Origin of the sequence: Rhodobaculum claviforme, assembly GCF_016653255.1 — a bacterium.
In the GTDB taxonomy this organism is placed as follows: Bacteria; Pseudomonadota; Alphaproteobacteria; order Rhodobacterales; family Rhodobacteraceae; genus Rhodobaculum; species Rhodobaculum claviforme.
Genome location: NZ_NHSD01000255.1, coordinates 1 through 10,850, shown reverse-complemented (window position 1 = coordinate 10,850; position 10,850 = coordinate 1). Strand labels below are relative to the sequence as shown.

Below are 10,850 nucleotides of genomic sequence, written 5' to 3'. Positions count from 1 at the left end.
GGCGCAGGGTTGCGGCGTCCACCGGGCGGGGGGCGTCGTCTTCGGCCTTGCGCGGCCCGGGATCGTTGATCCGGCTCTTAGAAAACATTCCTGGCAGCCCTTATGTAGGTCATCGGGTCGATCGGCCTGCCGCCGAGCCGGACCTCATAGTGGAGGTGGACGCCGGTGGAGCGGCCGGTTGTTCCCATACCACCGATCCGGTCCCCGCGCGAGACCCTTTGCCCTTCGCGCACGTTGATCGAGTGGAGGTGGGCATAAAGCGTCTCGATCCCGAAGGCGTGGCGCACGATCACGGTGTTGCCATAGCCGCCCTGCCATCCGGCCTGCGTCACCACCCCGTCGGCGGTGGCGTGGATCGGGGTGCCGCGCGGCCCGGCAAAGTCCACGCCGTTGTGCTGGCGCGTGCGCCCGGTCTTGGGGTCGCGCCGGGTGCCGAAGCCCGAGGTGAAGCGGACATTGGCGCTGACGGGTTCGGCAAACGGCGCACGTTCCGATGCGATGCGGAACAGGTTGATCCGGTCGAGCCCCGAGAGGATGTCGTTCACGCGCTGCGCGTCGTCGTCCATCTCCAGCGACCCGCGGGTGGAGATCGCGATGGGCTGGAGACGCTCGCCGGGGCCGACATGGGCGCTGCGGACCTGTTCGAGGATACGCTCGGGCGGCAGGCCGGCCTCGCGGAACACCCGCTCCAGCGGCGCCATGGAGACGCTGACGGCTTCCTCCAGGCGGGTGAAGATCATGTCGTTGCGTTCGTCGCGCAGGCGGGCTTCCAGCTGCAGGTGCTCGACCTCGCGGCGGGCCTGCTGGGCAGCGTCGGCGATGGTGTCGCGCTGCTCGGAGGTTTCCTCGAGCGCGGCCAGAAGGAAATCGAGCGTGTCCTCCATGTCAGCGGCGCGGGCCTCGGGGGTGCGGCCGTCGGCCATCTGCGCCTCGGCCCGGGCGGCAAGCTCGCGGCGGGCGGCGTCGCGCTCGGCCATGGTGCGGCGCAGGGTGGCCTGGATCACGTCGATGCCGGTTTCCATCTCGGCGCGGCGTTGTTCGGACGCCAGCAGCGCGGATTGCATCTCCGAGACCTTTTGCAGCGCCACGTTGAAGCGCTCCTGGGCCTGGACCGCCTCGGCGGCGCGGCTGTCGCGTTCGGCGGCCATCTGGTTGAGGCGGGTCTCGTACAGGGCCTGCTCGCGTGCGGCCTGGTCCCGCAGGGCCCCCGCACCGACGCTGTCCATCATCAGGATCGCCGTGGCGATCAGCAGCCAGCCCACCGCCAGCGAGACCCCCGCCATGGCCGCCACCTGCGACAGCGGCGTGAGGCGGATGTAGCGGACCTCGTCCTGCGACCTCAGGAACAGACGCTTTTCGGAGATTCGGCGCTCAAGCGCCTTGTCGACATGCTCGATCAGGCTTCGCAATGGCCTTGTCCCGTCCTTGCCCCAACTGCCCGGGCGTTAATCGCCCGTGGCCCGTCCGCCTGTCGTGTAGGCGACGGGGCGGTTGGCGTGCAAGGCCAGTGCCGATCCGGTTCCACGGGGCGGCGAAAATCCACTGGTGTCGGCAAGATCTCGCCGAAAGCGGCCCGCCTCCGGCCCATGTGATGGGCGTTTGCCACGCGGGGCGGCGGTTCAGTCCGGCGCGGCGCGCAGCATCGGGACGGCCGCGCGGACTTCGGCACGCAGCCCGACGCCGCCGGCCGACACATGCGCGCGCAGCGCCGCGCGCAGTCCCGGGTCCCAGAAATCGTTGATGTGGCTGGCCACGGCCGACGCCGCCGGGCCGCGCTGGCTGGCGTGGAAGGCGGCGATCTGGTTGGCCATGCGGACGAGTTTCTCAGGCGACATCGGCGGCCCTCCGATCGGGGATGTGGTCGGGGATGCGGTGGGGGTGGGTGAAGACCTCGAACCCGTCGGCGCGCGCCAGCCCGATCAGCGTCAGGCCCGCCGCATCGGCCATGCGCACCGCATGCGCCGTGGGGGCCGAGGCGGCGATCACCAGGCCGGTGCCCAGCGCCGCGGCCTTCTGCACCATGTCGATGGAGATCCGGCAGGTCAGGACCACAGCGCCGCGGGCCGCCTCGGTCCCCGTTCGCGCCAGCGCACCGGCCAGCTTGTCCAGCGCGTTGTGCCGGCCGACATCCTCGCGCAGGGCCATGATCCCGCCCGCGGGGGTGAAGAATGCCGCCGCATGCGCCGCCCGCGTGGCGTCATGCAGCCGCTGGTTGCCGGGCAGCCGGGCCATGGCGTCGGTGATCTGTGCGGGCGTCAGGGTCAGCGTGGCGCCGACGCGGGGCGGGGCGCCCAGCGCCGCCGCGATCGTGTCGAGGCCGCACAGCCCGCAGCCCACCGGCCCGGCCATCGCCCGCCGCCGCGCCGCCAGCCGCGCTTCGGCCCCGGCCGCGAGCGTCATCTGCACGTCGAGGCCGCCCGGAACCTCGGCCACGGTGATGTCCTCGACCTCCGCCCGGGTGGCGATTCCCTCGGTCAGGGTGAAGCCGAGCCCGAACTCCTCCAGATCGGCGGGGGTGGCCATCATCACCGCCTGCGCCGTGCCGTTGTAGCTGAGCGCGACCGCCACCTCGTCGGGCAGGGCGCGGGTGCCTGCCTGCCAGCGGCCCGCGCGCCAGGCATGGCGCGGCATCGGCAGGGCGGTGCGCATCACTCTGCCGCCGGCAGGACGCGGCGCGCGGCGTCGGCCCGCCGGGCGTGGTCGCGCTGCCATTCGGTCGGCCCGTTCGACAGGCCGACCTGCACCGCCGTCACCTTGTATTCCGGGCAGTTGGTGGCCCAGTCGGAGTTGTCGGTGGTGATCACGTTGGCCTGCGTGCCGGGGTGGTGGAAGGTGGTGTAGACCACCCCCGGCGCCACCCGGTCGGTCAGGGTTGCGCGCAGGCTGGTTTCTCCCGCGCGCGAGGCGAGGCGCACCCACGCGCCCTCGGTGATCCCACGGACCTCGGCGTCGTGGGGGTGGATTTCCAGCAGATCCTCGGCGTGCCAGGCGGTGTTGGGGGTGCGGCGGGTCTGGGCGCCGACGTTGTACTGGCTCAGCACCCGGCCGGTGGTCAGCAGCAGCGGGAATCGCGGGCCGGTGCGTTCCTCGGTGGCGATGTATTCGGTGACGATGAATCGGCCCAGGCCCCGGTTGAAGCCGTCTGCGTGCATCACCGGCGTGCCGGTGGGCGCGTCGGCGTTGCACGGCCACTGGACCGAGCCCACCCGCTCCAGCAGCTCATACGACACGCCGGCAAAGCTGGGGGTGGTGGCGGCGACCTCGGCCATGATCTGGCTTGGGTGGTCATAGGCCCAGTCGGCGCCCATCGCGCGGGCCAGGGCTTGGGTCACCTCCCAGTCGGCCATGCCGTTGCGCGGCGCCATCACCCGGCGCACGCGGTTGATGCGGCGTTCGGCGTTGGTGAAGGTGCCGTCCTTTTCCAGAAAGGTGCAGCCGGGCAGGAAGACATGGGCGTGGGTGGCGGTCTCGTTGAGGAACAGGTCCTGCACCACCACGCAGTCCATCGCCCGCAGCCCGGCCGAGACATGGGCCGTGTCGGGGTCGGACTGCAGGATATCCTCGCCCTGGATATAGAGGCCGCGGAACCGCCCCTCGGTCGCGGCATCGAGCATGTTGGGGATGCGCAGGCCCGGCTCCGGCGACAGGGTCACGCCCCACAGCGCCTCGAAGGTGGCGCGCGCGGCGTCGTCGGACATGTGGCGATAGCCCGGCAGTTCATGCGGAAAGCTGCCCATGTCGCAGGCGCCCTGCACGTTGTTCTGCCCCCGGAGCGGGTTCACGCCGACGCCCGGACGGCCGATGTTGCCGGTGGCCATCGCAAGGTTCGCGATCGCCATGACGGTGGTGGAGCCCTGGGAGTGCTCGGTCACGCCCAGCCCGTAATAGATCGCGCCATTCCCCCCGGTGGCATAGAGGCGCGCGGCCCCGCGCACCGCCTCGGCCGGCACGCCGGTCAGGGCGGCGGTCGCCTCGGGGCTGTGGCGATCCTCGGCCACGAAGGCGGCCCAGTCGTGAAAGGCGTCCGGATCGCAGCCCGCGCGCACGAAGACGTCGTCCACCAGCGCTTCGGTCACGATCACATGCGCCATCGCCGTCAGCAGCGCGACGTTGGTGCCGGGCCGCAGCGCCAGGTGATGGGCCGCGCGGATGTGGGGGGTCGCGTCCACCAGATCGGTCTTGCGCGGGTCCACGACGATCAGCCGGGCGCCCGCCCGCAGGCGCTTCTTCAGCCGCGAGGCGAACACCGGATGCCCGTCGGTGGGATTGGCGCCGATCAGCAGGACCACATCGGTGGCCTCCACCGAATCGAAGTCCTGCGTCCCGGCGGAGGTTCCGAAGGTCTGCTTGAGCCCGTAGCCGGTGGGCGAGTGGCAGACCCGCGCGCAGGTGTCCACGTTGTTGTTGCCGAACACCTGCCGGATCAGCTTCTGGACCAGATACGTCTCCTCGTTGGTGCAGCGCGACGAGGTGATGCCGCCGATGGCGCCGGTGCCATGCTCCGCCTGGATCGCGCGGAAGCGCCGCGCGGTGTAGGCCAGCGCCTCCTCCCAGCTCACCTCCCTCCAGGGGTCGGTGATGGCGTCGCGGATCATCGGGCGCAGGATGCGGTCGGGGTGGCTGGCATAGCCCCAGGCGAAGCGGCCCTTGACGCAGCTGTGCCCCCGGTTGGCCGCGCCATGCTTCCACGGCACCATGCGCACCAGCTCGTCGCCGCGCATCTGCGCCTCGAAGGAACAGCCCACGCCGCAATAGGCGCAGGTGGTGACCACGCTGCGGCTGGGCTGGCCCAGTTCGATGATGGATGTCTCGGTCAGGGTGGCGGTGGGGCAGGCCTGCACGCAGGCGCCGCAGGACACGCAGTCCGAGGCCATGAAGCTGTCGGCGGCGGGGGAGACGCGGCTGTCGAAGCCGCGGCCCTCGATCGTCAGCGCGAATGTGCCCTGCACCTCCTCGCAGGCGCGCACGCAGCGCGAACAGACGATGCATTTCGACGGGTCATAGGTGAAATAGGGGTTGGAGGCATCGACGGGCCGGTGGCGGGGGTTGGCCGCGCCCGCGTCCTGTGCGTGGACGTGGTTCGCGCCGGGGGCGTAGCGGACCTCGCGCAGGCCGACGATCCCGGCCTGGTCCTGCAATTCGCAATCGCCGTTCGCCGCACAGGTCAGGCAGTCGAGCGGGTGGTCCGAGATGTAGAGCTCCATCACCCCGCGGCGCAGCTTTTGCACCTGGGGGGTCTGGGTGTGCACCACCATGCCCTCGGCCACCGGCGTGGTGCAGGAGGCGGGCGTGCCGCGCCGCCCCTCGATCTCCACCAGGCACAGCCGGCAGGAGCCGAACGCCTCCAGGCTGTCGGTGGCGCACAGCTTCGGGATCGCGATGCCGGCGGTCGCGGCCGCGCGCATCACGCTGGTGCCCGCCGGGACGGTCACGGCGCTGCCGTCGATCCACAGGGTGACGGTGTCGGCGGCGCGGCTGGCGGGCGTGCCGAAGTCGCGGTCGTCCGGGGGAATCACCAGGTCCTTCATGCCGCTGTCCTTTCGCGGGCGAAATCCTGCGGAAAATGCGTCAGCGCGGACAGGACCGGCACCGGCGCCAGCCCCCCCAGCGCGCACAGCGACCCCGCCGCCATGACCTCGCACAGGTCGCGCAGGAGCGCCTCCTGGCCCGGTGCGCCGCCCGCCAGCCGGTCGAGAACCTCCACCCCGCGCACAGCGCCGATGCGGCAGGGGGTGCATTTGCCACAGCTTTCATGGGCCGTGAACTCCATGGCGAAGCGCGCCTGTTCCAGCATGTCCACGGTGTCGTCGAACACCACGATGCCCGCGTGCCCGATCAGCCCGTCGCGCGCGGCGTACTCCTCGTAGCCGAAGGGCGTGTCGAACAGCGCGCGCGGGAAATACGCCCCCAGCGGGCCGCCCACCTGCACCGCGCGCACCGGCCGCCCCGAGGCGGTGCCCCCGGCGATGTCGTCGACGATCTCGGATAGGGTCAGGCCGAAGGGGACCTCCAGGAGCCCGCCGCGGCGCACGTTCCCGGAGATCTGCAACGGGATCGTGCCGCGCGAGCGTCCGATCCCGAGATCACGATAGCCCGCCGCCCCCTGCGCCAGGATCGCCGGGACCGACGCCAGGGTGATGACGTTGTTGACCACGGTGGGTTGGCCGAACACCCCCTCCAGCGCCGGCAGCGGCGGCTTGCTGCGCACCACCGGGCGCTTGCCCTCCAGCGAGTTCAGGAGCGCCGTCTCCTCGCCGCAGACATAAGATCCCGCGCCGACCCGGACCTCGATGTCGAAGGCCCGCCCCGAGCCCAGCACCGAAGGCCCCAGCAGCGTGGCCGCGCGGGCTGCCACCACGGCCGCGCGCATCACCGCCACCGCATCGGGGTATTCCGAGCGGAGGTAGACGAAGCCCCGCTCCGCGCCGGTCGCGAGCCCGGCGATCACCATGCCCTCGATCAGGCAGAAGGGGTCGCCCTCCATCAGCATGCGGTCGGCGAATGTGCCCGAATCGCCCTCGTCGGCGTTGCAGACGATGTATTTGCGGGAGGGCGCGCCCCGGGTGGGGGCGGTGCGCACGGTGTCCCACTTCACCCCGGTGGGAAAGCCCGCGCCGCCGCGCCCGCGCAGGCCGCTGTCGGTGATCCGCGCGGTGATCGCGGCCGGCTCCATCGCCAGCGCGCGGCGCAGGCCCGTCAGGCCACCGTGGGCGGCGTAGTCGTCTGGCGACAGCGGCGCGATCACCCCGCAGCGCGCGAATGTCAGCCGGGTCTGGCGGGCCATCCACGGCAGGTCCTCGGTCGGACCAAGGCAGCGCGGATGCCCCGCGCCGGGCACGCCACCTGCGAACAGCGCGGGCACGTCCCCGGCCGCCAGCGGGCCGAAGGCGAGGCGGCCGTCGGGCGTCTCCACCTCCAGGAGCGGCTCCAGCCAGACCATGCCGCGCGATCCGGTGCGCACCAGCTCCACCCCGGGGGCGGCGGCGCGGATCGCGGTGGCGACGGCCTCGGCCCCCAGCGCCCGGGCGCTGGCGTCGCGGGACAGGAACACCCTCATGCGGTCGCCACCAGCTGGTCGAGCGTGCCGGGCGTCACCCGCCCCACCGGCACGCCGTCCACCAGCGCCGCCGGACCACAGGCGCACAGCCCCAGGCAGTATACGGCCTCCAGCGTCACCGCGCCGTCCTCGGTCGTCTGGTTCCAGCCGATGCCCAGCCGGTCGCGTGCATGCGCGGCCAGCGCACGGGCGCCGACGGCCTGGCAGGCCTCGGCCCGGCACAGCCGGATCACGCGGCGCCCGGCGGGGGTGCTGCGGAATTCGTGGTGAAAGGAGATGACGCCGTGCACCTCGGCCCGGCCGAGGGCCAGCGCGTCGGCGATCGTCGGCACGGCCTCGGGGGGGATGTGGCCGAAACGGGCGTGCACCGCGTGCAGCACTGGCAGCAGCGGCCCCTCCAGCCCCGCATGATCGTGCAGGATGGCGTGGACGGCGGCCGTGACCGTGGCCGGGTCGGTGTGGGGCGGGGTGGACATGTGCGCAACCTCTGCGGACCGGAAGGCCCCGAGGCTGCGCGGTGTCGGGCGCCGGATCAATGGCGCAAACCCGTTGCACGATAGACAGCGTCTATCGTCGGGGCGGTGGCTTTGTCGTGCGGCGCGCCTGTGCTAGAATTGAACGATGTACCATCTGCGCCCCATCTGCCTTGTCGTGCTGCTGACGGCTACCCCCGGCGCCCTGGCGCAGGACGCCGCCCCGTCCGAGGGGGCGGGCCCCTTGCAGGAGGGCACCCGGCAATTGCTGCGCGATCTGATGGAAGAGCTGGAGCCCGGCCTGCGGGCGTTGCAGCGCCGGTTGGGCGATCTGTCGGCCTATTACCCGCCCGAGGTTCTGCCGAACGGCGACATCCTGATCCGTCGCCGCACCGAGCCGTCAGATGTACGGCCCGATGCGCCCGAGCCGGCCCCCGATGCCGCCCCCGATTCTGACGGCGACAGCATCGAGTTGTGAGTCCGCGTGCCCCTTACCGCGGCGGCGGGGCGCCCGGGGTGCGCGCGCCCGCACCCCGCCAGCGTTGCAGCTCTGCCTGGCTGTCGAGGGCCATGTCGCGGTACGCCTGGTTGTAGGTGTTCACGCCGAACCAGCGCTCCAGAAGACGTCCTCGGTTGCGGCTGCGCCGCTCCAGATCCGCGGCGGCGAGTTGCGCGCGGATGTCCGGCGTGACGCCGAACCGCGTGGTGTAGGACATCAACGCCGCGTCGCCCGCGACCGACGCCCCGGGGCGCCCGCCCAGTGCCGCGATGGCATCGGCGCGCGGGTTCGGATCGGCGCGGTTCACCGTCCCCGGCGCCGGCTGCGGCAGCGTGTCGAGCGAGGCAGGCATCTCCAGCGGGCGGGTGGGCACCAGGGCAAAGGCGTCGGGCCCGTCGGTGCTGGACTGAAGGTTCATCAGGCGCGGTTCGCTGCGGTCCGAACACGCCGCCAGCGCCAGCACAAGCAGAAGTGCCGCCGGGATGTTCAAGGCGCTGCGCATGGCCGTTCCTCCTGCCGATTGCCCACTTTTCCTAACGCATCCGGGGCGGGGCGTCACGGGGTCTTGTCGGTCTTGCCGTCGGCATCCCCCGAGAACAGCACGATCCCCAGCGCCCCCGCAAAGATCGCCACGTCCGCGACATTGAAGGCGAACGGGTTGGTCAGCCCGCAGCACGACATGTTGATGAAGTCCGCCACCGCGCCGTACTGCACCCGGTCGATCACATTGCCCAGCGCGCCGCCCACCAGCAGCCCTGCCGAGGCCCGCAGCCCCCGCCGGGGCGGCTGCCGGGACACCCACAGCCACACCCCCGCGGCGATCCCCAGCGCCAGCGCCACCAGCGCCCAGCGCATCGCCGCCGCATCGCCCGCGAACAGGCCGAAGTTCACCCCCGTGTTCCACGCCATGCGCAGGTTGAAGAACGGCGGCACCACGTCGATCGCCAGCCTGCGCGGCAGATCGAGGACATGGATCACCCAGGCCTTGGACCCCTGATCCAGCGCCAGCGTGATCCCGGCTGTCCACAGCGCGATGCGCATCCCCTCAGTGCCGGAAGTGGCGGCGGCCGGTGAACAGCATCGCCAGCCCCGCCGCATCCGCCGCGTCGATCACCGCCTGGTCGCGCAGGGATCCACCGGGCTGGATCACCGCCGTCGCGCCGGCCTCGGCCGCGGTGATCAGCCCGTCGGGGAAGGGGAAGAACGCATCCGACGCCACGACCGCGCCCTTGGCGGGGCTGGCGTCCAGGCCCAGCGCCTCGGCCATGTCGGCGGCCTTGCGCGCGGCGATGCGGGTGCTGTCCACGCGGCTCATCTGGCCCGCGCCGATGCCGACGGTGGCACCGCCGCGGGCATAGACGATGGCGTTGGACTTCACATGCTTGGCCACCGTCCAGGCGAACAGCAGATCGGCGCGCTCGGCCGGGGTGGGGCTGCGTTTCGTGACCACCCGCAGCGCGCCCTCGTCCAGCAGGTCCGCGTCGCGGTCCTGCACCAGAAGGCCCCCCGCCACCTGCCGCAGGCTCAGCCCCGGCGCGGCCGGATCGGCCAGCGCGTCGGTCAGCAGAAGCCGCAGGTTGGGCTTGGCGGCGAAGCATTTCAGCGCGGCCGCGTCGGCGCCGGGCGCGATCACCACCTCGGTGAAGATCTCGCAGATCGCCTCGGCCGCCGGGCCGTCGAGCGGCTGGTTCACCGCCACGATCCCGCCATAGGCCGAGGTCCGGTCGCAGTCGAACGCGCGGACATAGGCGTCGCGCAGCGTGTCGCCGGTGGCCACGCCGCAGGGGTTGGCGTGCTTCACGATCACGCAGGCCGCGCCGCCGGCATGCCCCGCGCGATGGGCGAATTCCGAGACCAGCTCGAACGCGGCGTCGGTGTCGTTGATGTTGTTGTAGGACAGCTCCTTGCCCTGGACCTGGCGGGCGGTGGCCACGCCGGGCCGGTCGCTGCCGTCGGTGTAGAACGCCGCGCGCTGGTGCGGGTTCTCGCCGTACCGCAGCGGCTGCGCGAGCCGCCCGGCAAAGGCGCGGGTGGGCGGTGCGGGTTGCTCCAGCGCGCTGGCAAGCCACGTCGACACCGCCGCGTCATAGGCCGCCGTGCGCCCGAACGCCGCCAGCGCCATCGCGCGGCGGAACGCGGGCGTGGTGGCGCCGCCCTGGTGCTCGATCTCCTCCAGAAAGGCGGGGTAATCGGCGGGGTCTGTCAGCACGGTGACATCGCCGTGGTTCTTGGCCGCCGCGCGGATCATCGCCGGGCCGCCGATGTCGATCATCTCGACGCAGTCGTCATAGCCTGCGCCGCGCGCCACCGTCGCCTCGAACGGATAGAGGTTGACCACCAGCAGGTCGATTTCCGGAATGCCGTGATCGCGCAGCGCGGCCACATGGGCGGGATCGGCGCGCCGCGCCAGCAACCCGCCGTGGATGCGCGGGTGCAGCGTCTTGACCCGGCCGTCCAGCATCTCGGGGCTGCCGGTGACCTCGGCCACGTCGCGCACACTCAGCCCCGCCTTGCGCAGCTGTGCCGCCGTGCCGCCGGTGGACAGCACCTCCACGCCCCGCGCGGCCAGCGCTGCGGCCAGCGCATCGAGGCCCGTCTTGTCCGAGACGGAGATCAGGGCGCGGCGGATCGGGGTGGGGTGGGCGGTCATCGGCGGTGTCCTTTCGGCAATTGGCGGTGCGGCGGTCACTCCGGCCCGCCATCGGCGCGCAGATCCAGGTCGCGCACGCCGACGGGGGTATCCTCTGCCTTGGCCAGCGTCCAGCCGATCTGTCGCGCGGGGGCGTGGGCGCGCCCGGCGAACACCACCGCCCATGTCGGG

The 10,850-nt window shown here is 72.1% G+C and carries 10 protein-coding genes; 1 reads left to right on the top strand and 9 read right to left on the bottom strand.

Annotated features, from left to right (window positions below; all coding sequences use genetic code 11):
* Positions 1 to 77 precede the first annotated feature (77 nt).
* The 6 genes from CCR87_RS09435 to CCR87_RS09410 form a co-directional block, all read right to left on the bottom strand.
* A complete protein-coding gene (locus CCR87_RS09435; protein ID WP_201157278.1) occupies positions 78 to 1,409 on the bottom strand; it encodes a DUF5930 domain-containing protein in 1,332 nt (443 codons plus the stop codon).
* A 210-nt stretch (positions 1,410 to 1,619) separates the two neighbouring features.
* A complete protein-coding gene (locus CCR87_RS09430) occupies positions 1,620 to 1,835 on the bottom strand; it encodes a formate dehydrogenase subunit delta (protein WP_201157277.1) in 216 nt (71 codons plus the stop codon).
* Positions 1,825 to 2,652 carry a formate dehydrogenase accessory sulfurtransferase FdhD gene (fdhD, locus tag CCR87_RS09425; protein ID WP_420850163.1) on the bottom strand — a complete coding sequence of 276 codons (828 nt, stop codon included), beginning with the start codon at positions 2,650 to 2,652 and terminating at the stop codon, positions 1,825 to 1,827. Before fdhD ends, CCR87_RS09430 begins: the two co-directional genes overlap by 11 nt.
* Positions 2,649 to 5,528, bottom strand: coding sequence for a formate dehydrogenase subunit alpha (gene fdhF, locus CCR87_RS09420; protein WP_201157275.1), 2,880 nt, complete (start codon positions 5,526 to 5,528; stop codon positions 2,649 to 2,651). The genes fdhD and fdhF overlap by 4 nt, the downstream gene beginning before the upstream one ends.
* Positions 5,525 to 7,057, bottom strand: coding sequence for a formate dehydrogenase beta subunit (locus tag CCR87_RS09415; protein WP_201157274.1), 1,533 nt, complete (start codon positions 7,055 to 7,057; stop codon positions 5,525 to 5,527). The genes fdhF and CCR87_RS09415 overlap by 4 nt, the downstream gene beginning before the upstream one ends.
* Complete coding sequence (locus CCR87_RS09410; protein WP_201157273.1) at positions 7,054 to 7,533, bottom strand: formate dehydrogenase subunit gamma; 480 nt, start codon at positions 7,531 to 7,533, stop codon at positions 7,054 to 7,056. Before CCR87_RS09410 ends, CCR87_RS09415 begins: the two co-directional genes overlap by 4 nt.
* 145 nt (positions 7,534 to 7,678) lie before the next feature.
* Between CCR87_RS09410 and CCR87_RS09405 the strand changes: the two genes are divergently transcribed.
* Positions 7,679 to 8,008 (top strand): hypothetical protein, encoded by a 330-nt coding sequence (locus CCR87_RS09405; protein WP_201157272.1) that lies wholly within the window; start codon positions 7,679 to 7,681, stop codon positions 8,006 to 8,008.
* A 13-nt stretch (positions 8,009 to 8,021) separates the two neighbouring features.
* Here the strand turns inward: CCR87_RS09405 and CCR87_RS09400 are convergent, their stop codons facing one another.
* The 3 genes from CCR87_RS09400 to purH are packed head-to-tail and all read right to left on the bottom strand — an operon-like array spanning position 8,022 to position 10,679.
* Positions 8,022 to 8,531, bottom strand: coding sequence for a DUF3035 domain-containing protein (locus tag CCR87_RS09400; RefSeq protein WP_201157271.1), 510 nt, complete (start codon positions 8,529 to 8,531; stop codon positions 8,022 to 8,024).
* A gap of 53 nt (positions 8,532 to 8,584) precedes the next feature.
* On the bottom strand, positions 8,585 to 9,070 hold the full coding sequence (gene lspA, locus CCR87_RS09395) for a signal peptidase II (RefSeq protein WP_201157270.1): 486 nt from the start codon (positions 9,068 to 9,070) through the stop codon (positions 8,585 to 8,587).
* Positions 9,071 to 9,074: 4 nt separating this feature from the next.
* Positions 9,075 to 10,679: a bifunctional phosphoribosylaminoimidazolecarboxamide formyltransferase/IMP cyclohydrolase gene (purH, locus tag CCR87_RS09390; RefSeq protein WP_201157269.1), complete on the bottom strand. Its 1,605-nt coding sequence runs from the start codon at positions 10,677 to 10,679 to the stop codon at positions 9,075 to 9,077.
* Between the last annotated feature and the right edge of the window lie 171 nt (positions 10,680 to 10,850).